A 21,856-nucleotide genomic window follows, 5' to 3' on the forward strand; every position below is an offset into this window, starting at 1 on the left:
CGGAGACCGTACGGTTCCCGCAGCACCCCCGCTGCGGGAACCGCGCACCCCTCTGCGCGCGTCCCACCCCACGGAACCCGCGCCCCCCAGGAGGATCGGATGCCGTCGAGCATCGCCCGCCCCGCCGCCCTCGCCGTGGCCGGACTCATCGCGATCCTCCCGCTCAGCATGGTGAGCTGCTCCGCCGCCCAGAAGGCGCTCGACTGCGGCAACACCGCCGTGAGGATCACCGGCGACCTCGCCGACGTCACCCAGGCGTACGACAACGCGAGCAACGACTCGGCGGCCGCCGGGAAGGCCCTGCAGAAGCTCAAGAACGACCTCGACCAGGTCGGGAAGAACTCCAAGAACACCGACGTCGCCAAGGCCGTGACCGATCTGCAGAAGCAGGTCGAGAACGTGCAGCGGGCGGCGGACAGGAACGAGGTCCCGGACCTCAAGCCGCTCGGCAACGCGGCCGGCAACCTCACCTCGCTCTGCACCGGCTGACCGCCTCCGGCCACTCGGTAGGGTGGGCGATATGTCCACCCGCCTGATCCTCGCCACCCGCAACCAGCACAAGGTCACCGAGCTCCGCGCCATCCTGGCGGACGCCGGCCTGGACGTCGAACTCGTCGGCGCCGACGCCTACCCGGAGATCCCGGACGTCCCCGAGACCGGCGTCACCTTCGCCGAGAACGCCCTGCTCAAGGCCCACGCCCTGGCCCGCGCCACCGGCCTGCCCGCCGTCGCCGACGACTCCGGCCTCTGCGTGGACGTGCTGAACGGCGCGCCCGGCATCTTCTCCGCGCGCTGGTCCGGCAAGCACGGCGACGACCGCGCCAACCTCGACCTGCTGCTCGCCCAGCTCTCCGACATCGCCGAGCCGCACCGCGGCGCCCACTTCTTCTGCGCCGCCGCCCTCGCCCTCCCCGACGGCACCGAGCGCGTCGTCGAGGGCCGCCTCCTCGGCACCCTGCGCACCGCCCCGGCCGGCGACGGCGGCTTCGGCTACGACCCGATCCTCCAGCCCCTCGGCGAGACCCGCACCTGCGCGGAGCTCACCGCCGACGAGAAGAACGCCATCAGCCACCGCGGCAAGGCCTTCCGCGCCCTCGCCCCGGTCGTGAAGGACCTCATCGCCTGACGCCCCGCAGTAACGAAGATGGCCCGCTCCCCTTCGATTTGAAGGGGAGCGGGCCATCTGGCCTGGTGCGCCCGGTGGGACTCGAACCCACGACACTGCGGTTCTAAGCCGCATCTCTCTTGCCAGCTGGAGTACAGGCGCGTGCCAGGTCAAGCCTACCGGCTGTCGCGCGTGGTGGTGGCACGATTCTTCCGGCGACAGTAGGTATCGGTGATGGCATGGCAGTTCGGGCAGAGCAGCCGGAGGTTGCCCGGGCGGTTGTCCGACCAGTCGCCGTTGACGTGGTCGACCTCCAGCGTCATGGGGCGTCCTCGCCACTCCGGCCCGGTGCCGCAGTCCTCGCACAGCTCGGGTCGGCCGAGTTCGGCCAGCGCACTACGGATTCGAGCGCCGGGGATTCGCTTCGCGCTCTGGGCGCGTCGGACCAGCAGTTGATCGGCTGGGATCCGCGTCGGAGCGTGCCCGCCGCGATTGTGGGCCTGTCCGGTGAAGTGCGACGTGTCGATGCCGAGGTCCTTGATGCGCCGCCCGATGTGGGCCTGGGTGCCGCCGGCCTGTCGTCGATCGAGGTAGCGTACGACGCCGGCCACGCTGTGGGATGCGGCGACGGCCTCCTGGAGCAGTTCCTTCGTGTAGATCGTCCCGGGCGTCGGGAAGTGCGAGGCGTCGACGCCGTACGCCTTGATCCGTTGCCGCAGGTACTTGCGGTTGTACTCGTTCGGCTCGCGATCGAGCGCGAGCAGCATCTCGTCGAGCGTGGTCGCGAGGGCTGCGGCTTCGGCCAGCGCCTCCTTCGAGTACTGGCGCTGACGGTAGGAGCGGCAGCCCTGGTCGAAGTGTGCGGTGTCGATGCCGTAATGGTGGAGCCGCTTGGTGAGGTAGCTGTGTGTGCCACGCGCCATCGGGATGCCGAGCTTGCGCATCATCTCGTTCACGCTGCTCGACTCGGCGGCGAGCGAAGCCAGCAGCTCGCGGGTGTACTTGACCGGCATGATGGCCCCCAGTGCGGGCTCGTGCGGGTCCTCCCTCGGACGGGCCAACGAGCGGGGCGGGGTCGGGTTACGGGTGGCGGTGGGTTTCGGCCAGGGGGCTGACTGGATGTCGCGCGCTTCCGACCTGTGATGTTTGGCTGTTGATTACCAATTGGTACAGACCTATTGACCTATGTGGTTCAGACCACATAGCTTCTCCGCCAATTGCAACCCCCCACGTGCGTGCTCCCCCACAGGCACGCGCCGACACTCTCTCCTGGAGGACCGAGTGTTGATCCGAAACACGGCGGAGCGGCGTCCCACCGCCGCGCACCGCCGGAAGAGCCCGGCGGCCCGCGCCGGTGTGGCCTCGCTCGCGGCGGCCTCGTTGGCCGGACTGCTGATGGCGACGCTGGGTGCGGCGCCCTCGCAGGCGTCGGCGGCCGTCGACAACGCGGCCTGTCGGCCCGACGGCCTGTACCAGACGCCCGGCGTGGACGTCCCGTACTGCTCCGTCTACGACACCAGCGGGCGCGAGAAGATGGGCGCGGACCACCAGCGCCGCATCATCGGCTACTTCACCGGCTGGCGCACCGGCAAGAACGGCGACGCCCCGTACCTGGCGACCGACATCCCCTGGGACAAGGTCACCCACCTCAACTACGCCTTCGGCCACGTCGGCGGCGACAACAAGCTCTCGGTCGGCACCGACGGCCCGACCAACGAGGCCACCGGGATCTCCTTCCCCGGCGTCCCCGGTGCCGAGCTGGACCCGAGCCTGCCGTACAAGGGCCACTTCAACCTGCTGACGAAGTTCAAGAAGCAGTACCCGAACGTCAAGACCCTGATCTCGGTGGGCGGTTGGACCGAGACCGGCGGCTACTTCGGGGACGACGGCAAGCGCGTCAACTCCGGCGGCTTCTACTCGATGACCGTCAACCCGGACGGCAGCGTCAACCAGGCCGGCATCGACACCTTCGCCGCCTCCTCGGTCGACTTCATCCGCAAGTACGGCTTCAACGGCGTCGACGTCGACTACGAGTACCCGACCTCGATGAAGGACGCCGGCAACCCGCTGGACTGGCAGCTCGCCAACGGCAAGCGCGGTTCGCTGGCCAAGGGCTACGCGGCGCTGATGAAGACCCTGCGCGAGAGCCTGGACAAGGCCGGCGCCGCCGACGGCAGGCACTACCTGCTGTCGGTCGCCGCCCCGTCCTCCGGCTACCTGCTGCGCGGCATGGAGACCTTCCAGGTGGCGAAGTACCTGGACTACGTCAACATCATGTCGTACGACCTGCACGGCGCCTGGAACAAGTACGTCGGCCCGAACGCCTCGCTGTACGACGACGGCAAGGACGGCGAGCTGGCCGCCGCCAACGTCTACGGCACCGGGCAGTACGGGGGCATCGGCTACCTGAACGCCGACTGGTCGTACCACTACTTCCGCGGCTCGATGCCCGGCGGCCGGATCAACGTCGGCCTGCCGTACTACACCCGCGGCTTCAAGAACGTGCAGGGCGGCACCAACGGCCTCTGGGGCACCGCCTCGGCGACCACCTGCCCGGCCGGCTCCGGCCTGACGGCCTGCGGTGACGGCGCGGTCGGCATCGACAACATCTGGAACGACAAGGACGACGCGGGCAAGGAGTCCCCGGCCGGGTCGAACCCGATGTGGCACGCCAAGAACCTGGAGAAGGGCATCCTGCCCGACTACCTGGCCAAGTACGGCGTCTCCGACACCGCGCTGCAGGGCACCTACACCCGCAACTACAGCTCGGCGCTGGTGGCGCCGTGGCTGTGGAACGACGCCAAGAAGGTGTTCCTCTCCACCGAGGACGAGCAGTCGGTGGGCGCCAAGGCGGACTACATCGTCAACCAGGGCGCCGGCGGCGCGATGATCTGGGAGCTCGCGGGCGACTACAAGTGGGACGCGGCCGCCAACGGCGGCAAGGGCGAGTACGTGCCCGGTTCGACGCTGACCTCGCTGATGTACGACAAGTTCAAGTCGGCGGCCCCGTACGGCGCGGTCCGCGCGACGACCGCGCTGCCGCAGCAGACCCTGCCGATCGACGTGTCGTTCACCAACTTCGCGCTGGGCGACTCGAACTACCCGATCAACCCGAAGCTGCACATCGTCAACAACTCGACGCTGACCCTGCCGGGCGGCACCGAGTTCCAGTTCGACTACGGCAACTCGGCCCCGGGCAACGCCAAGGACCAGTCCGGCTTCGGCCTCCAGGTCATCAAGCAGGACAACCCGGGCCCGGGCAACGTGGGCGGCCTGAAGGGCACCTACAACCGGGTGTCGGTCAAGCTGCCGGGCTGGCAGTCGCTGGCGCCGGGCGCCTCGATCGACATGGACTTCGTCTACTACCTGCCGGTGTCCACGCCGTCGAACTGGACGGTCAACGTGGGCGGCACGCTGTACGGGATCAAGGGCGACCTGACCCGCGGCGCGGTGGACGGCGGCACGCCGACCCCGACCCCGACGCCGTCGCAGACGGCCACCCCGACGCCGACCCCCACGGGCACGCAGACCGGCACGCCGACGGCCACCCCGACCGGGACGCCGACGCCGACCGCGACCCCGACCTCGGGCACCTGCGCGGCCGCCCCGAGCTGGGACGCCGGCACCACCTACGCGACGCCCACCAAGGTCTCGTGGAAGGGCCACTACTACCAGAACAAGTGGTGGACCAAGGGCGACGACCCCGCGGCCAGCGGCTCGTGGGGTGTCTGGAGCGACCTCGGGACCTGCTGATCAGGGCGGTCCGCTGAGGTGAGGACGGCGGTGGCGGTGCACCCGGTCGGGGGGTGTGCCGCCACCGCTTCGTCGTACCGGCCGTGCTTACGCGCCGACGCTTACGCGCCGACCTTGAGGTCGCGCAGCAGCTTGGCGACGTGGCCGGTGGCCCGCACGTTGTAGAACGCGTGCTCGACCTTGCCGTGCTCGTCCACGACGATCGTGGAGCGGATGACGCCCAGGTACGTGCGGCCGTAGTTCTGCTTCTCGCCGAAGGCGGCGTACGCCTCCAGCACCTCCTTGTCCGGGTCGGACAGCAGGGTGACCTTGAGGTTCTCGGCCTCGCGGAACTTGCCGAGCTTCTCCGGCTTGTCCGGGGAGATGCCGATGACGTCGTAGCCGGCGTCCGCGAGGACCTCCAGGTTGTCGGTGAAGTCGCAGGCCTGCTTGGTGCAGCCGGGCGTCAGGGCGGCGGGGTAGAAGTAGACGATGACCTTGCGGCCCGCGTGGTCGGCGAGGGACACCTGGTTGCCGTCGGCGTCGGACAGGCTGAAGGCGGGCGCGGTGTCGCCGGGCTGGAGACGCTCACTCACGGTCGTACTCTCCTGGATGCTGGGACGGGCGGTCGTACCACGGCAAACTTACCTCCGATGGTGGGTGGGGCCGCGCGACCGTGTGCGGCAGCTGACACACTGGGTCAGTCGCACCGATCGCAGGGATCGGATGGAACAACATCGGCGAGTGAATGGGGTGGCCCGAGTGGGCGAGGCGAGCACGCAGGACAAGTCGGCGCGGACGACCGCCCAGATCGAGGCGGACATCGAGCGGACGCGTGACCGGCTGGCGTCGACCCTGGACGAGCTGGCCGTCCGCGTCCACCCGAGCACGGTGACCGCCCAGGTCAAGGCCAAGGCGGTGGCCGCCGTCGAGGAGAAGACCGCCCGGGCGTACGTGGCCGCCAGCGGCGTGGTGGAGAAGGTCCGGGCGCAGTTCGTGGACGAGAAGGGGCAGCCGCGCCGCGAGCGGATCGTCCCGGCCGCGCTGGTCGGCGTGGGCCTGGTGCTGCTGGTCGCCTCGGCGCGCAAGCGCCGCAAGGGCTGAGCGCACAGCGGGACGGCGGGGCCGGGCGCGACGGGTGCCCGGCCTTTCGCGTGCCCGGGCTTCCGGGTGCCCGGCGCTCCGCCTGCCGGGCCTTCCGGATACCGGGCCAGCGTCACGCCCCGCGCCCGGGGGAGGTACCTTCGGGACCGTGAGTACGAACCACGAACCGACGCGCTCCGACGACGCGCAGGAGCCCGCCCGGCCACGACCGGCTCGGCGAGAAGCTGCCGATCCGGATGCTGCACGACCGCGTGCTGGTGCGGATCGAGGGCGGCGAGGGCGAGCGCCGTTCGACCGGCGGCATCCTGATCCCGGCCACGGCGGAGCTGTCCAAGCGCTGTACCTGGGCGGAGGCCGTCGCGGTGGGCCAGAGCGTGCGCTCGGTGGAGCCCGGCGACCGGGTGCTGTACGACCCGGAGGACAAGCTGGAGGTCGAGGTCCGCGGCGCCACCTACGTGCTGCTGCGCGAGCGCGACCTGCACGCCGTCGCCGCCACCCGCTTCGGCGACACGGAGGGCTCGACCGGGCTGTACCTGTGACGGTCTGATCCGCTCCGTGCCCTGAGGTGCCCCCGACCCGGGTCGGGGGCACCGTGCTTTCGCGGCGGGGGTCCGCGACATGGCGGTCCGCCGCGGGGGTCGGGGGCGTTGTCGGTGCCGCGCGCTAGGGTCCCGGCATGAGTGTGCCGGTGATCGGGGACGGGGAGCGTCGGGCCAGGCTGGGGCGGCGTCAGCTGCTGGCGCCGTCGGTGCGGGCGGCGCGGGTGGAGGACGTGGCCGACGCGGTGGTCGGGCTGCACGCGACGGACGCGGCCACGGTGTACCTGTCGGCCTGCGCGAGGCTGGCGGAGCCCTCGGCGGCGGAGGTGGACCGGGCGCTGTACGAGGACGTCTCGCTGGTGAAGCTGCTGTCGATGCGGCGGACGATCTTCGCGGTGACGGAGGGCCTGGCCCCGTACGTGAGTTCGGCGGCGGCGCGGGCGATCGCGGCGAAGGAGCGGGCGACGCTGCTGAAGCACCTGCGGGACCACGCCGAGGGCTGGGACGAGGCCCGGCTGGCGGAGGCGGAGCGCGAGGTGCTGGCCGCGCTGGCCGGGCGCGGCGAGGCGACGACCAAGGAACTCTCCGAGGACGTACCGCAGTTGCGCGAGACGATGCTGATGTCGGCGGGCAAGGCGTACGAGGCGCGGCAGAGCGTGGGCAGCCGGCTGCTGCGGCTGCTGGCCTCGGACGGGCACGTGCGCCGCTGCCGTCCGCGCGGGTCGTGGCTGAGCAGCAGCTACCCGTGGGCGCTGGTGCCGCAGTGGCCGGAGGTGCCGGTGCGGGAGGCGAAGGCCGAGGTGGTGCGGCGCTGGCTGGCGGCGTACGGGCCGGCGACGGTCGAGGACGTGAAGTGGTGGACGGGCTGGACGCTGGGGGACGTCCGCCGGGCGCTGGCCGATCTCGGGGCGCTGGACGTGGCGTTGGCCGGCGGGGCGCCCGCCCTGGTGCTGCCGGGGGACGAGGGGCCGGTGGCGGAGCCGGAGCCGTGGGCGGCGCTGCTGCCCGCGCTGGACCCGGCGGTGATGGGCTGGCGCGGGCGGGACTGGTACCTGCGGCCGGAGGACGTGCCGGCGCTGTTCGACCGGGCGGGCAACGCCGGGCCGACGGTGTGGTGGTGCGGCGAGGTGGTGGGCGGTTGGACGCAGCGCGCGGACGGCGAGGTGGTGTGGCGGCTGTTCCGGGGGGCCGGGGCGGAGGCGGAGCGGGCGGTCGCGGCGGAGGCGGAGCGGTTGGCGGGCTGGCTGGGCGAGGTGCGGGTGACGCCGCGGTTCCGCACCCCGCTGGAGAAGGAGCTCAGGGGCTGACCGGGAGCCGATCGGGGGCTCAGGGCGTCGGGGGCGGCGGCACCGGGTGGCTCGCGGGGCCGCCGGTGGCACTGGGCAGGGCCGTGGGGCGGGTCGGCTGGACCAGGGTGGGCTTCGGGGTGGGGCTGGGCTGCTCCGGGTCGGTGGTCGTCGGCCTGGTGGCCTGCGGGCTGGGGGTGTTGGGGCCGGTGGGGGGCTGGCCGGTGGCGGCGGGGGCGCTGGGCGTGTGGCCGGCGGGCGTGCCGGGGGCCGGGTCGGTGGTGGCGGGTTCGCCGCCGGCGGCCGGGGCGGTGGTCGGGGTGGTGGCGCTGGGGCTGCTGCTAGCGGACACGCCGGGCCAGGGGGTGGCGGTGGTGGCGCCGTGTCCGGTCCGGAGGTCGAAGTCCTGGGTGGGGGTGCCGTCGAGGGCGGCGGCGGTGTAGGCGGTCCAGATCCGGGTGGGGAAGGCGCCGCCGTTGATCCGGCTGAGTCCGGCGGTGCCGGCCAGCGGTTCCTTGGCGTGGGTCTTCGGGTTCTCCCGGAACAGGCCGACGGTGGTGGCGAGTTCGGGGGTGTAGCCGGCGAACCAGGCGGAGAGGTTGGAGTCGGTGGTGCCGGTCTTGCCGGCGGCGGGGCGGCCGAGGTCGAGGGCGGCGGCGCCGGTGCCGCGCGGGCTGATGACGTCGCGCAGCACGTCGGTGACGGAGTCGGCGATCTCCCGGTCGAGGGCGTCGGTGGGGTTGTGCTCGGGCATCTTGGGGACGTCGACGGCGCCGCCGGGGTTGACGCGTTCGAGTTTGAGGACGGACCAGGGGGTGTGCGCCTGGCCGTGGTCGGCGAGGGTGGCGTAGGCGCCGGCCAGGTCGAGGGCGCTGGGGGTGGCGGTGCCGAGGGTCATCGAGGTGTTGGCCGGGTCCATGCCGCGGACGCTGTCGGGGATGCCGAGTCTGACGGCGGTCTCCCGGACGCGGGCGAGTCCGGCGTCCACACCCTCCTGGGCGTACACGGAGTTGACGGACTTCACCATGGCGTAGCGCAGGGTGATGTTGCCGTAGTCGACGCCGTCCTCGTTGGGCGGGGCGTAGGGGGTGGGGCCGCCGGTGACGGGGCGTTCGCTGGTGCCGTCGTAGCGGGACTCGGTGGTGATCGGGCGGCCGTCGAGGTCGTGCTGGGCGACCAGGCCGGCGGCGAGGTCGATGGGCTTGAAGGTGGAGCCGATCTGGTTGTCCTGGCGCAGCGCGTCGTTGTAGGGCTGCTTGGCGTAGTCGGGGCCGCCGTAGACGGCGACGACCCGGCCGGTGGCGGGTTCGACGGAGGCGCCGGCGACCCGGACGTCGGTGTCGGTGGTGGGGCGGGCCTGGGGGTCGAGTTCGCCGGTGAGCTGCTCCTGGACGGCCTTGGCGAAGGCGTCCTGCCGGGGCTTGTCGAAGGTGGTGGTGATGCGCCAGCCGCCGGCCTTGAGGGTGGCGGCGTCGATGGTGCCGGAGGAGACGAGGTAGTCGTCGGCGACGCCGACCAGGTAGCCGGCCTGGCCGGCGAGGCCGGTGGCGGGCTGGGGGTCGATCGGGTCGGGGAAGGTGGTGGCGGCGCGGTCGGCGGGGGTGAGGAAGCCGAGTTGGACCATGCCGTCGAGGGCGTAGTTCCAGCGGGCGACGGCCTTCTCGCGGTTGGCGGGGGTGGCGGTCTTGACGTCGTAGAGGCTGGGGGCCTGGAGCAGGGAGGCGAGGTAGGCGCCCTGGCCGAGGGTGAGTTGGGAGACGTCGACGCCGTAGTAGGCGTGGGCGGCGCTCTGGATGCCGTAGGCGCCGCGGCCGAAGTAGCTGCTGTTGAGGTAGCCGGCGAGGATCTCGCGCTTGTCGCGCTGCTGGTCGACCTTGAGGGCGATGAGCAGTTCGCGGCCCTTGCGCTCGATGGTGCGGTCCTGGGTGAGGTAGTAGTTCTTGACGTACTGCTGGGTGATGGTGGAGCCGCCCTGCATGCCCTTGCCGAGCAGGGTGTTCCAGCCGGCCCGGAGCATGCCCTTCAGGTCGATGCCGCGGTTCTGGTAGAAGGTGCGGTCCTCGGCGGAGACGACGGCCTGCTGGGTCGGGAGCGGGATCTGGTCGATGGTGACGTCGGTGCGGTTGACGGCGCCGGTGCGGGCGATCTCGGTGGTGCCGTCGGCGTAGAGGTAGATGTTGTTCTGGGCGACGGCGTGGGCGTTGGGGTCGGGCACCGGGACGATGACGTAGAGCACGGCGAAGCCGCCGGCGGCGAGCAGGAGCAGCGCGGTGAGGGTGCCGAGGGTGATCCGCCAGGTGGGCAGGAGCCGGCGCCAGAGCGGGAGGGCGCGGCGGGCCTCGCGGCGGGCGGCCCGTTTGGCCTGGCGGCGGGTGCTCAAGGTCATGCCGAGATTATCTGCTATTTGACGTCGGCTCAGGTCGGAAAAACCGGGTGCGGGTGGTGCGGGCCGGAGGTACGGTGAAAGGTGAAAACCGCATAGCGCGCCGACTTTTCGGTGTACTGGCCTTCCAGTGCACCGGCTTTCCGGCGCACCGACTTCCGCAGCTCCGCCCGCCAGGCCCGGCACCCCCCGGGTACGGCCGGTCGGAGCCGTTGGGGCGTGCGCGGATGTCGAGGGGCGCCTCCCTCTGCCCATATTTGTCGACAAGGAGACAATATGCTCTACGCCGCCGTTGCCCGCGGCGCCTTCCGCCGCTACTCCACCTACCGGGCCGCCACCGTGGCCGGCACCTTCACCAACACCGTCTTCGGCATCATCCTGGCCTCCTCCTTCCTCGCCCTCTGGCAGGCCCGCCCCGGCCTCGGCGGCTACGACCAGAGCCAGGCCGTCACGTACATCTGGGTCAGCCAGAGCCTGCTGGTCACCGTCGCGGTGTGGGGCGGCGGCTTCCAGGACGACCTCCAGGACCGCTTCCGCAGCGGCGACATCGCCGTCGACCTCTACCGCCCGGTCGACTTCCAGGGCTGGTGGCTGGCCTCCGACCTCGGCCGGGCCGGCTTCCAGGCGCTGGTGCGCGGCACCGTGCCGATGCTGATCGGCGCGCTGGTGTTCCGCATCCGGCTGCCCGAACACCCGCTGACCTGGGCGTTCTTCCTGCTCTCGGCGCTGCTCGCGGTGATCGTCAGCTTCGGGCTGCGGTTCCTGGTCTCGATCACCGGCTTCTGGCTGCACGACTCGGAGGGGGTGCGCTCGGTGATGCTGGTGGTCTCGATGTTCTTCTCCGGGATGCTGCTGCCGGTCGCGCTGTTCCCCGGCTGGCTCGGCGACCTCGGCCGGGTGCTGCCCTGGTCGGCGCTGGTGAACGTCCCCACCGACGTCTTCCTGGAGCGGACCGGCGGCGCCGCGCTGCTCGGGGCGCTCGGCTTCCAGCTCGGCTGGGCGGCGGTGCTGCTCGCCGCCGGGCGGGGCGCCCAGTGGCTGGCCACCCGCAGGGTGGTGGTGCAGGGTGGCTGAGCAGCTCGTACGGGAGCCCCTCGAGCCCCGCGACTCCCTCGGGCACCAGGAGTCCTTCGGGCCCCGCACCGCCTGGGCGCTGCGCTCCTGGTGGCTCTGCGCCCGGATGTGGATGCGCTCGATGATGGCCTACCGGGCCTCCTTCGCCCTGAACCTGGTGGCCAGCCTGGTCACCCACTCCCTCGACTTCGTGGTGCTGGTGATCATGTTCCGGCACACCGACCGGCTCGGCGGCTGGAGCCTGCCGGAGACGGCCTTCCTCTACGCCACCGCGGCCTTCTCGCTCGGCACGGCCAACCTGCTGGTCGGCTCGGCCGAGGGCCTGGGCGCGCGGATCAGGAGCGGCTCGCTGGACACCATGCTGATCCGGCCCGCGCCCGCGCTCTCCCAGCTGTGCGCGGAGCGCTTCACGCTGCGCCGGCTCGGCCGCCCGCTCCAGGCCGTCGCCGTGCTGGTCTGGTCGCTGACCGCCCTGGACGTGCACTGGACCTGGGACCGGGTGCTGCTGGTGCCCGTCCTGCTGCTCTGCGGCACCGTCATCTTCGGCGCGGTCTACGTCGGCGGCGCCACCGTCCAGTTCTGGTGGGGCGAGTCCAAGGAGATCCAGAACTCCTTCACCTACGGCGGCGCGACCCTGCTGCACTACCCGCCGACGATCTTCGCCAAGGAGCTGGTCGCCGCGGTGGTCTTCGGCGTCCCGCTGGCCTTCGTCAACTGGCTGCCCACGCTGCGCATCCTCGACCGGCCCGACCCGCTCGGCCTGCCCACCGCCTTCCAGTTCGCCTCCCCGGTGGCCGCCGCGGTCTGCGTCCTCGCCGCCGGACTCGCCTGGCGGGCCGGGCTGCGCGCCTACCGCGGCACCGGCAGCTGAACCCCCCGCTTCGCTTCGCTTCGTGAGGAACCCCATGGCACTGATCGAACTCCAGGACGTCCACCGCACCTTCACCGTGCGGACCCGCACCGGCCGGTTCAGCCGGGCCAGGCGCGAGGTCCGCGCGGTGGACGGGCTCGGCTTCACCGTCGAGGCCGGCGAGTGCGTCGGCTACATCGGGCCCAACGGGGCCGGCAAGTCCACCACCATCAAGATGCTCACCGGCATCCTCGTCCCCAGCTCCGGACGGCTGCGGGTGGCCGGGGTCGACCCGGCCCGGGAGCGCGTCGCGCTGGCCCGCCGGATCGGCGTCGTCTTCGGCCAGCGCACCACCCTCTGGTGGGACCTGCCGCTGCGCGACTCCTTCGAGCTCGCCCGCCGGATCTACCGGATCCCCGACGCCCGGTACCGCGAGAACCTCGACCGCTGCGTCGAACTGCTCGACCTCGGCGGGCTGTTGGACACCCCGGTGCGCCAGCTCTCGCTCGGCCAGCGGATGCGCGGCGACCTCGCGGCGGCGCTGCTGCACGACCCCCGGGTGCTCTACCTGGACGAGCCGACCATCGGCCTGGACGTGGTCAGCAAGGGCCGGGTGCGGGAGTTCCTGCGCGAGGTCAACCGGGACCGGGGCACCACCGTGCTGCTCACCACCCACGACCTGACCGACATCGAGCAGCTCTGCGGCCGGGTGATGGTGATCGACCACGGCCGGCTGGTGTACGACGGCGGGCTGGAGGGGCTGCACGCCACCGGCCGCAGCGAGCGGACGCTGGTGGTGGACCTCGCGCAGGAACTCGGGCACCCGGTCGAGGTGCCCGGGGCCCGGGTCACCAGGGTCGAGGGGTCGCGCCAGTGGCTGGCCTTCCCGGCCCAGGAGAGCGCCGCGCCGATCGTGGCGGCGGTCGCCGCGCGCTACCCGCTGGTGGACCTGTCGGTGCGGGAGCCGGCCATCGAGGACGTGATCGCCCGGATGTACGCGGAGGTCGCGATCGGCTGACGGGTGCCGGACCGAGGTTCGCCTCCCTGGTCGTCGCTCACCCGTGCGACGGCCGGGGGTGCGTTCGGTTCCGCGTCACCGGTGTGGGTGATCGTCGTGACCCCCGGCCCCCACCGTGAGTTGACCCGGCATCACTCGCCGATGTCCGGAACCGGAGGCCCGCCACCCGATGGCCGTACCCGACGTGACCGTGGTGGTCGCGGTCTACAACACCATGCCGTACCTCACCGCCTGCCTGGACTCGCTGGTCGGGCAGTCCCTGGCGCCGGGGCGGCTGGAGGTGGTGGCGGTGGACGACGGCTCCACGGACGGCGGCGGGGAGCTGCTGGACGAGTACGCCGCCCGCCACCCCGGGCTGTTCACGGTGGTGCACCAGTCCAACTCGGGCGGCCCGGCCGGCCCGACCAACCGTGGCCTGGAGCTGGCCCGCGGCCGCTACGTGCTGTTCCTCGGCGCGGACGACTGGCTCGGCGAGGAGGCGCTGGAGCGGCTGGTCACGGCCGCCGACGCCTGGGGCTCGGACGTGGTGGTGCCCAAGCAGGTCGGGGTGAACGGGCGGCTGGTGCCGCAGGGGATCTTCCACGCCGACGCCGAGTCGGTGGGCTTCGCCGACTCCGCGCTGGCCTGGGCGCTGGCCGACACCAAGCTGTTCCGGCTCGACCTCGTCCGGCGCCACGGGCTGCGCCGCGACGAGGGGTTGAAGGTCTTCTCGGACCAGCCGTTCACCCTGGAGGCCTGCCTGCGGGCGGCCAGGGTGTCCGTCCTCGCCTCCTACGACTGCTACTTCCTGGTGCTGCGCGAGGACCGGGGCAACGTCACCGAGCGGGCCGGGGTGCTGGACCGGCTGCGCGGGATCGCCGCGCTGCAGCAGGTGGCCGTCGAACTGGCCGAGCCGGGCGAGGAGTTGGACGCCATCCGGGCCCGCAGCTTCGGCTGGGACGTGCCCCGGCTGCTGCGGGAGGGCTTCCTGCTGCTGACCGCGGACATGCAGGAGCGGGTGTGTGTCGAGACCGCCCGGCTGGTCGAGCGGTTCGGTGCCCGCGAGGTGTACCACCGGCTGCCGGTCGCCGAGCGGGTGCGGCTCGAACTCGCCTGCGCGGTACGGCCGGAGGCGCTGCGCGACCAGGTCCGCTACGAGGCGGCGCACGGCGATCCGCCGGTGGTGGTGGACGGACGGCGGCAGTACGCGGGCTACCCGGCGTTCCGGGACGCCCGGCTCGGTCTGCCGGACGAGCTGTTCCTGCTGCGCGAGGAGGCGGCGGTGGCGGAGGTCGAGGCGGCCGCCGGGCCGCTGGACCTGGCGCGGCAGCTGTGGCGCGGTCTCGTCCCGGAGCAGGTGCGGCGCGGGCTGCGGAGGAACCCGGCGTGGCGCCGGCTGGCCGACTCGGTGAACGGAGGACGGGGATGAGCCTGGACGTCTGCGTGGTCGGGCTGGGCAAGCTGGGCCTGCCACTGGCGGTGCAGTTCGCGCTGAAGGGCCACCGGGTGACCGGCGCGGACATCGCGCCGGGCGTGGTGGACAGCGTCAACCGGGGCGTGCCGCCGTTCCCCCGGGAGGCGGGCCTGGACCAGGCGCTCAAGCGGGTCGTCGCCGAGGGCCTGCTGCGGGCCACCACCGACACCACGGCAGCGGTCGCCCGGGCCGAGGCCGTCGTCGTGGTCGTCCCGCTGGTCACCGCCGCCGACGGCAGTCCGGACTTCGCCCTGCTGGACGCGGCCACCGACGCCGTCGCGGCCGGGCTGCGCCGGGGCACCCTGGTCAGCTACGAGACCACCCTGCCGGTCGGCACCACCAGGGAGCGCTGGGCGCCGCGGCTGTCGGCCCGGTCGGGGCTCGCGGCCGGGACGGACTTCGCGCTGGTGTTCAGTCCGGAGCGGGTCCGCACCGGACGGGTCTTCGCGGATCTGCGGCGCTACCCCAAGCTGGTCGGCGGTCTGGACGCGTCCTCCACCCGGCGCGGCGCCGAGTTCTACCGGGCGGTGCTGGACTTCGACCCGCGCCCCGACCTGCCCCGGCCCAACGGCGTCTGGGAGCTGGCCTCGGTGGAGGCGGCCGAGTTCAGCAAGCTCGCCGAGACCACGTACCGGGACGTGAACATCGCGCTGGCCAACCAGTTCGCCCGCTACGCGGACGAGGTCGGGGTGGACTTCGCGGAGATCGCCGACGCCTGCAACTCGCAGCCGTACAGCCACCTGCACCGGCCGGGCATCGCGGTCGGCGGGCACTGCATCCCGGTGTACCCGCGGCTGTACCTGTGGAACGACCCGGGGGCGACGGTGGTCCGGGCGGCGCGCGAGGCCAACCTGGCGGTGCCGGGGTACGCGGTGGGCGTGCTGGCGGGCGCGGTGCCGGGCGGGATCGCCGGGCAGGGCGTGCTGGTGCTCGGCGCCTCGTACCGGGGCGGGGTCAAGGAGACGGCGTACTCCGGGGTGTTCCCGCTGGTCGAGGCGGTGCGGTCGGCGGGCGCGCGGCCGTACGTCAGCGACCCGCTGTACGAGGCGGAGGAGCTGGCGGCGCTCGGGCTGCCGCCGTACGGCGGGGAGCCGGTGGTGGCGGCGGTGCTGCAGGCGGACCACCCGGAGTACCGGGACCTGGCGCCGGTGGACCTGCCGGGGGTGCGGGTGCTGCTGGACGGGCGGCGGTGCACGGACCCGAAGCGCTGGGCGGGCGCGGAGGTGCGGCGGATGGTGCTGGGCGGGGAGTGAGGCCCCTCCTCGCCCGGCATGTGAGGTCCCCGGGGGCGCGTGATCGCGATGCGCGCCCCCGTCCGCGCCGGGCAACGGGCAGACTGGCGGGGTGAGTGACGATGCCTTCAGCGGGACCGGCCCCGGAGTCCGGTTCACCGCGGCCGACGAGGAGAAGAGACGCGGCGTCCGCCGGATGAAGACCATCGCGACCGGCCTGCTGGCCTTCGCGACCCTGGTCTTCGCCCTGGCCACCTGGGCCAAGGCGGCCGGCGCCGGCCCCTGGGCGGGGTACGTGGCGGCCGCCGCCGAAGCGGGCATGGTCGGCGCGCTGGCCGACTGGTTCGCGGTGACCGCGCTGTTCCGCCGGCCGTTCGGCCTGCCGATCCCGCACACCGCGATCATCCCGACCAAGAAGGACGCCTTCGGCCGCTCGCTCGGCGACTTCGTCGGCGAGAACTTCCTCTCCGGCCACGTGGTCCGCGGCCGCCTGGCGGCGCTCGGCATCGGCCGCCGGCTGGGGGAGTGGCTGGCCGCGCCGGGCAGCGCCGAGCGGGTCACCAAGGAGGCCTCGGCGGTGCTGCGCGGCCTGCTCGCGGTGCTCCGCGACGACGACGTGCGGGCGGTGGTCGCCGAGGCGGTGACCAGGCGGGCCGCGGCCACCTCGGTGGCCGAGCCGATGGGCCGGATGCTCGGCAAGGTGGTCGCGGACGGCGGGCACCACGGGGTGGTGGACCTGGTCGCCGTCCGGGCGCACGGCTGGCTGACCACCAACCACGAGGAGGTGGTCCAGAAGGTCACCCAGAAGACCCCGGGCTGGACGCCCAGGTTCATCGACCACCAGGTCGGCGAGCGGGTCTACAAGGAGCTGATGCGGTTCGTCACCGAGATCCGGGACGACCCGGACCACCCGGCCCGCGGCGCGATCGACAACTTCCTCGCCGACTTCGCGACCGAGCTGCAGACCGATCCGGAGACCATCGCCCGGGTCGAGCGGGCCAAGGGCGAGCTGCTGGCCCGCCCCGAGGTGCAGGACCTGATCAACTCCACCTGGGCGGCCGTGCGCACCCTGGTGATGGGCGCGGCCGAGGACGAGGACAGCGAACTGCGCCGGCGCATCCGCGACGGCGTGCGCCGCTTCGGCGAGCGCCTGGCCACCGACCCCAAGCTCCAGGCCAAGGTGGACGGCTGGCTCCAGGACGCCGCCCAGTACCTGGTCGACACCTACCGCACCGAGATCACCTCGCTGATCTCCGAGACGGTGGCGGGCTGGGACGCCGACGACGCCTCCCGCAAGATCGAGGCCAACGTCGGCCGCGACCTCCAGTTCATCCGGATCAACGGCACCGTGGTCGGCGCCCTGGCCGGGCTGCTGATCCACACCGTGGCGGTCGCGCTCGGGGGGTGATCCGGGGACGGCGCCCCCGGCGTGGGCCTATCCTGGGCCGAACTTCGCGATACGCGCGTAGAAGCACGGAGAAGGAAGAAGGGAACCACCGTGGTCCAGCCGGACGGAAGTCGGATCGTCCCCCACACCAGCCGGATCGGCTCCACCGACCGGAGCATCGAGGCGTTCATCGCCGGGATGCCCAAGGCGGAGCTGCACGTCCACCACGTCGGCTCGGCCTCGCCGCGCGTCGTCGCGGAGCTGGCCGCCCGGTACGCCGGGAACTCCAAGGTGCCGACCGACCCGGCGGCGCTCGCCGAGTACTTCACCTTCACCGACTTCGCGCACTTCATCGAGGTCTACCTCAGCGTGGTGGACCTGGTCCGGGACGCCGAGGACGTCCGCGCGCTCACCTACGGCGTGGCCGAGGACATGGCCCGGCAGAACATCCGGTACGCCGAGCTGACCATCACCCCGTACTCCTCGGTCCGCCGGGGCATCCCCGAGGTCGCCTTCATGGAGGCGATCGAGGACGCCCGGCTGCGCGCCGAGAAGGAGCTCGGCGTGGTGCTGCGCTGGTGCTTCGACATCCCGGGCGAGGCCGGGCTGCGGTCCGCCGAGGAGACCGCCCGGCTGGCCACCGAGCTGGGCCCCGAGGGCCTGGTCAGCTTCGGCCTGGGCGGCCCGGAGATCGGCGTGCCGCGCCCGCAGTTCAAGCCGTACTTCGACCGGGCCCGGGCGGCCGGCCTGCACAGCGTGCCGCACGCGGGCGAGACCACCGGGCCGGAGACGGTCTGGGACGCGATCCGGATGCTCGGCGCCGAGCGCATCGGGCACGGCACCCAGGCGGTGAAGGACCCGGCGCTGCTCGATCACCTGGGCGAGCACCGCATCCCGCTGGAGGTCTGCCCGACCTCCAACATCGCCACCCGGGCCGTGGAGCGGATCGAGGACCACCCGATCAAGCGGATGGTGGACGCCGGACTGCTGGTGACGGTCAACAGCGACGACCCGCCGATGTTCGGCACCGACCTCAACACCGAGTACGCGGTGGCGGCGCGGCTGCTGGGCCTGGACGAGGCCGGGGTGGCGGGGCTGGCCCGCAACGCCGTCGAGGCCTCCTTCCTGGACGGGGCGGGCAAGACCCGGCTGACCGGGGAGATCGACGCCTACCTGGCGGGCTGGCAGCAGGCCTGACCGTCCCGCGGTCCGCGTTTCCCCTGGTGAACCGCCCCGTCGACCCCCTCGTTCCCGGGGGTCGGCGGGGCGGTTCCGTGTTCCGGTGCGGGTTGGCGCCACCGCCGTTCGGGTGATGGCGCCATAGTGGTGCCATAAATGCTCGACATGGCGCCACCGCTGTGCCATGCTTACGGCCATGGACCTCACGCCATATGTGGAAAACCTCCGGAACGAGCTCGCGGTGGCCGCCGCCACCGGCGGGGACGAAGCCCGCGCGCTGGCCGAGCGGCTGACGCTCCCGCTGGAGTCGGCCGTGCGGCTCACCCTGCTCAACGCGCTGTCGGCGGCCATGGGAGAAGTCACCCGCGACCTCGCCCCCGGCTCGGTGGACGTGCGCCTGCGCGGACTCGACCCGGAGTTCGTGGTGACGGCGCCGCCCGGATCGGACGCCTTCCACGGCGATATGGCACCACCGTCGGCGCCGGTGGCACCAGTCGTGCCGCCCGTGGTGCCACCGGTGGTGCCTCCGGTGGCGTCGGAGTCGGACGAGACGGGCACCGCCCGGATCAACCTCCGGCTGCCCGCCCACCTCAAGGCCCGGGCGGAGGAGGCCGCCGTCGAGGCCGGCCTCTCGCTCAACGCCTGGCTGGTCCGGGCCCTGGCCGGCGCCCTGGAGGGCGGTGAGCCGGCCCGCCGGCCGGTCGTCGACCCGGGGAGCCGGGTCCCGCGCAGCATGGGCGGCCAGGGCTTCACCGGCTGGGTCCACTGACAGCTCCGTAGCGCCCGCAGCACCTCCCGCACCACCTTCTGCACCTTCGACGTCACCCCCGCTCCGACCAGCGGGGACACCCACACGAGTCAAGAGGACGGGACAGCCATGCCTACGTACGAGACCGACGGACCGATCTCCGCCATCCTCGAGTTCGACATCGGCTCGGTCTGGATCAAGGCGAGCAAGCGCACCGACGCCGTGGTCGAGGTCCGGCCCGCCAACCCGGCCAAGGAGGCGGACGTCAAGGCCGCCGAGCAGACCCAGGTCGACTTCTCGGGTGGCCGGCTCGGCATCAAGGCCCCCAAGCAGCGCTCCGTCTTCAGCGGCAAGAAGGGCGCGGTCGAGATCCTGGTCGAGCTGCCGGTCGGCTCCGAGGTCCACAGCGAGTCCCCGATGGCCGAGTTCGTCACCGAGGGGGCGCTCGGCGCCTGCCGGCTGAAGACCTCGCTCGGCCGGATCCAGGTCGAGCACGCCGACAGCGCCCGGCTCGACAGCGGCTTCGGGGACATCCGGCTCGGCGGGACGGCCTGGGACGCCGAGGTCTCCGGAGCCGGCCGGATCGAGATCGGCTCCGTCGGCGGCCGGCTGACGGTCAAGAACAGCAGCGGCGACACCGAGATCGACGAGGTCCGCGGCGAGCTGCACGCCAACGCCTCCAACGGCCGGATCCACGTCGGCCAGGCCGAGGGGAACGTGACCGCCAAGTCGGCGCACGGCCACATCCGGGTCGGCCGGGTGGTCCGCGGCCAGGTCACCCTGCAGACCAGCGTGGGGGACGTGGAGGTCGGCATCGCGGAGGGCACGGCGGCCTGGCTCGACGTGCACAGCAAGGTCGGCGGCGTCCGCAACGACCTCGGCCCCACCAAGGGCCCGGGCGACGCGGTGGAGACGGTCGAGGTCCGCGGCCGCACCCAGGTCGGCAACGTCATCGTCCGGCGGGCGTGATGGCGGCGAACGCGGCGGCCCCGGCGGACGCGGCGGTCCGTTCGCTCCCGGCGGTCTCGGCGACGGGGCTCACCAAGTCCTACGGGGACAAGGCGGTCCTGCGGGGCATCGACCTGGAGATCCCGGCGGGCAGCGTGTTCGCCCTGCTCGGGCCCAACGGCGCCGGCAAGACCACCACCGTGCAGATCCTCTCCACCCTGATCCCCGCCGACGGCGGCTCGGCCCGGGTGGCCGGGCACGACGTGGAACGCGAGGCCGACGGGGTGCGGAAGGCGATCGGGGTGACGGGCCAGTTCTCCGCGGTGGACAACCTGCTCACCGCCGAGGAGAACCTGCTGCTGATGGCCGACCTCAACCACCTCCGCCGTCGGGAGGGTCGGAGGCGGGCCGAGGAGCTGCTGCGGCGCTTCGACCTCACCGAGGCCTCCCGCGAGGCCGTCGCCACCTTCTCCGGCGGCATGCGGCGCAAGCTCGACCTCGCGATGACCCTGGTCGGGGACCCGAGGGTGATCTTCCTGGACGAGCCGACCACCGGGCTGGACCCGCGCAGCCGGCGCACCATGTGGGAGATCATCCGGAGCCTGGTCGCCGACCACGGGGTGACGATCTTCCTCACCACCCAGTACCTGGAGGAGGCCGACCAACTCGCCGACCGGATAGCCGTCCTGGACGGCGGCCGGATCGTCGCCGAGGGCACGGCCGAGGAGCTGAAGCGGTACGCCCCCGGCGGGCGGATCCGGCTCCGGTTCACCGACGCCGGCTCGCTGGCCGCCGCCGCCGTCCTGTTCCCGTACGCCACGGCCGACACCGAGGCACTGCGGCTGGAGATCCCGGGGGACAACTCCGTCCTCACGGTGAAGGCCGTGCTGGACGCCCTCGACAACGCGTCCGTGCAGGCCGAGTCACTGGTCGTGGAGACGGCCGACCTGGACGACGTGTTCCTCCAACTGACCGGGGAGGGCTCGCGATGAGCACGGCCACGCACACGGCCACGCGTATGGCCACCAGTACCGCCGGCCAGGCGCTCGGCGACTCGCTGACCATGCTGCGCCGCAACCTCAAGCACGCGCTGCGGTACCCGTCCCTGACCTTCGCGGTCGTGGTGACGCCGGTCATGATGCTGCTGCTCTTCAACTACGCCTACGGCAGCACGCTGGGCGCCGGCATCGGCGGCGGCCACTACATCGACTACGTCACGCCCGGCATCGTGCTGATGGCGGCCACGTCCGGGGCGCTGGTCACCGCGATCGGCATCTGCACCGACATGACCGAGGGCATCGTCAACCGCTTCCGCACGATGGCGATATCGCGCTCCGCCTTCCTGGCGGGGCACGTGGTCGGCAGCGTCATCCAGACCATGATCGGGCTGGTGCTGGTGGTCGGCACGGCCCTCGCGATGGGCTTCCGGCCCAACGCCGGACCAGTGGAGTGGCTGGCCGCGGCAGGGCTGCTGCTCTTCCTCACCATCGCCCTGACCTGGATATCGGCCGGCATCGGCCTGGTGGCCAAGACGGTCGAGAGCGCCAGCAACATGCCGATGCCGCTGCAGTTCCTGCCCTTCATCGGCAGCGCCATCGTGCCGACGGACTCCATGCCCACGGCGCTGCGCTGGTTCGCCGAGTACCAGCCCTTCACGCCCATGATCGAGACCCTGCGCGGGCTGCTGCTGGGCACCGGGATCGGCAGCAGCGCCTGGATCGCCCTCGCCTGGTGCACCGTGCTGACGCTGGTCGGCTACTTCTGGTCGCGGAGCGTCTTCTACCGGCGGTGACGGGGGTATCGCCGGTGCGCCGAGTG

The 21,856-nt window shown here is 72.6% G+C and carries 20 protein-coding genes and 1 tRNA gene; 17 read left to right on the forward strand and 4 right to left on the reverse strand.

Annotation, left to right across the window (positions count from 1 at the left end):
- The first annotated feature begins 99 nt into the window (after positions 1-99).
- Together AMK13_RS31100 and rdgB are read left to right on the forward strand one after the other, a co-directional pair.
- The gene (locus AMK13_RS31100) at positions 100-489 is read left to right on the forward strand and encodes a hypothetical protein (protein WP_049655703.1); all 390 of its coding nucleotides are present in this window, start codon (positions 100-102) and stop codon (positions 487-489) included.
- A gap of 31 nt (positions 490-520) precedes the next feature.
- The gene (gene rdgB, locus AMK13_RS31105) at positions 521-1,126 is read left to right on the forward strand and encodes an RdgB/HAM1 family non-canonical purine NTP pyrophosphatase (protein ID WP_074005051.1); all 606 of its coding nucleotides are present in this window, start codon (positions 521-523) and stop codon (positions 1,124-1,126) included.
- Between the two features lie 63 nt (positions 1,127-1,189).
- On the opposite strand, the gene AMK13_RS31110 is transcribed toward rdgB, so the two are convergent.
- Both AMK13_RS31110 and AMK13_RS31115 read right to left on the reverse strand, forming a co-directional pair.
- A tRNA-Leu gene (locus tag AMK13_RS31110) sits at positions 1,190-1,267 on the reverse strand.
- 14 nt (positions 1,268-1,281) lie between these two features.
- Positions 1,282-2,118: an HNH endonuclease signature motif containing protein gene (locus AMK13_RS31115; protein WP_063780269.1), complete on the reverse strand. Its 837-nt coding sequence runs from the start codon at positions 2,116-2,118 to the stop codon at positions 1,282-1,284.
- A gap of 382 nt (positions 2,119-2,500) precedes the next feature.
- Between AMK13_RS31115 and AMK13_RS31120 the strand changes: the two genes are divergently transcribed.
- A complete protein-coding gene (locus AMK13_RS31120) occupies positions 2,501-4,858 on the forward strand; it encodes a chitinase C-terminal domain-containing protein (RefSeq protein ID WP_380717822.1) in 2,358 nt (785 codons plus the stop codon).
- A 101-nt stretch (positions 4,859-4,959) separates the two neighbouring features.
- Here AMK13_RS31120 and bcp read toward each other — a convergent pair whose 3' ends face one another.
- Positions 4,960-5,433: a thioredoxin-dependent thiol peroxidase gene (gene bcp / locus AMK13_RS31125; protein WP_049655699.1), complete on the reverse strand. Its 474-nt coding sequence runs from the start codon at positions 5,431-5,433 to the stop codon at positions 4,960-4,962.
- A 166-nt stretch (positions 5,434-5,599) separates the two neighbouring features.
- Between bcp and AMK13_RS31130 the strand changes: the two genes are divergently transcribed.
- The 3 genes from AMK13_RS31130 (at position 5,600) to AMK13_RS31140 (ending at position 7,787) form a co-directional block, all read left to right on the forward strand.
- Complete coding sequence (locus AMK13_RS31130) at positions 5,600-5,941, forward strand: DUF3618 domain-containing protein (protein WP_049655697.1); 342 nt, start codon at positions 5,600-5,602, stop codon at positions 5,939-5,941.
- 236 nt (positions 5,942-6,177) lie between these two features.
- Positions 6,178-6,480, forward strand: coding sequence for a GroES family chaperonin (locus AMK13_RS31135; protein ID WP_049655715.1), 303 nt, complete (start codon positions 6,178-6,180; stop codon positions 6,478-6,480).
- A gap of 137 nt (positions 6,481-6,617) precedes the next feature.
- Entirely contained in the window at positions 6,618-7,787 is a 1,170-nt protein-coding gene (locus AMK13_RS31140; protein ID WP_049655696.1) for a winged helix DNA-binding domain-containing protein, read from the forward strand.
- A 19-nt stretch (positions 7,788-7,806) separates the two neighbouring features.
- Here the strand turns inward: AMK13_RS31140 and AMK13_RS31145 are convergent, their stop codons facing one another.
- Positions 7,807-10,152 carry a transglycosylase domain-containing protein gene (locus tag AMK13_RS31145; protein WP_074005052.1) on the reverse strand — a complete coding sequence of 782 codons (2,346 nt, stop codon included), beginning with the start codon at positions 10,150-10,152 and terminating at the stop codon, positions 7,807-7,809.
- Positions 10,153-10,425: 273 nt separating this feature from the next.
- On the opposite strand from AMK13_RS31145, the gene AMK13_RS31150 reads away from it, so the two are divergent.
- From AMK13_RS31150 to AMK13_RS31200, 11 genes are all read left to right on the forward strand, one after another.
- Positions 10,426-11,223: an ABC transporter permease gene (locus tag AMK13_RS31150; protein WP_074005053.1), complete on the forward strand. Its 798-nt coding sequence runs from the start codon at positions 10,426-10,428 to the stop codon at positions 11,221-11,223.
- Positions 11,216-12,094 carry an ABC transporter permease gene (locus tag AMK13_RS31155; protein WP_241853105.1) on the forward strand — a complete coding sequence of 293 codons (879 nt, stop codon included), beginning with the start codon at positions 11,216-11,218 and terminating at the stop codon, positions 12,092-12,094. Before AMK13_RS31150 ends, AMK13_RS31155 begins: the two co-directional genes overlap by 8 nt.
- A gap of 34 nt (positions 12,095-12,128) precedes the next feature.
- On the forward strand, positions 12,129-13,091 hold the full coding sequence (locus AMK13_RS31160; RefSeq protein WP_074005054.1) for an ABC transporter ATP-binding protein: 963 nt from the start codon (positions 12,129-12,131) through the stop codon (positions 13,089-13,091).
- 169 nt (positions 13,092-13,260) lie between these two features.
- Positions 13,261-14,499 (forward strand): glycosyltransferase family 2 protein, encoded by a 1,239-nt coding sequence (locus AMK13_RS44285; RefSeq protein ID WP_053111993.1) that lies wholly within the window; start codon positions 13,261-13,263, stop codon positions 14,497-14,499.
- Positions 14,500-14,501: 2 nt separating this feature from the next.
- On the forward strand, positions 14,502-15,797 hold the full coding sequence (locus tag AMK13_RS31170; RefSeq protein ID WP_074005141.1) for a nucleotide sugar dehydrogenase: 1,296 nt from the start codon (positions 14,502-14,504) through the stop codon (positions 15,795-15,797).
- Positions 15,798-15,888: 91 nt separating this feature from the next.
- Positions 15,889-17,184, forward strand: coding sequence for a DUF445 domain-containing protein (locus AMK13_RS31175; protein WP_074005055.1), 1,296 nt, complete (start codon positions 15,889-15,891; stop codon positions 17,182-17,184).
- Positions 17,185-17,319: 135 nt separating this feature from the next.
- Positions 17,320-18,360, forward strand: a complete 1,041-nt coding sequence (locus AMK13_RS31180) for an adenosine deaminase (protein ID WP_375874793.1) — start codon at positions 17,320-17,322, stop codon at positions 18,358-18,360.
- 178 nt (positions 18,361-18,538) lie between these two features.
- Entirely contained in the window at positions 18,539-19,111 is a 573-nt protein-coding gene (locus AMK13_RS31185) for a toxin-antitoxin system HicB family antitoxin (protein WP_074005056.1), read from the forward strand.
- A 108-nt stretch (positions 19,112-19,219) separates the two neighbouring features.
- Positions 19,220-20,059, forward strand: a complete 840-nt coding sequence (locus AMK13_RS31190) for a DUF4097 family beta strand repeat-containing protein (RefSeq protein WP_049650301.1) — start codon at positions 19,220-19,222, stop codon at positions 20,057-20,059.
- Positions 20,059-21,030 carry an ATP-binding cassette domain-containing protein gene (locus AMK13_RS31195; protein WP_074005057.1) on the forward strand — a complete coding sequence of 324 codons (972 nt, stop codon included), beginning with the start codon at positions 20,059-20,061 and terminating at the stop codon, positions 21,028-21,030. Before AMK13_RS31190 ends, AMK13_RS31195 begins: the two co-directional genes overlap by 1 nt.
- 26 nt (positions 21,031-21,056) lie before the next feature.
- Positions 21,057-21,830, forward strand: a complete 774-nt coding sequence (locus tag AMK13_RS31200) for an ABC transporter permease (protein ID WP_074005058.1) — start codon at positions 21,057-21,059, stop codon at positions 21,828-21,830.
- The last annotated feature ends 26 nt before the right edge of the window (positions 21,831-21,856 follow it).

Origin of the sequence: Streptomyces sp. CB02056, assembly GCF_001905545.1 — a bacterium.
GTDB lineage: Bacteria > Actinomycetota > Actinomycetes > Streptomycetales > Streptomycetaceae > Kitasatospora.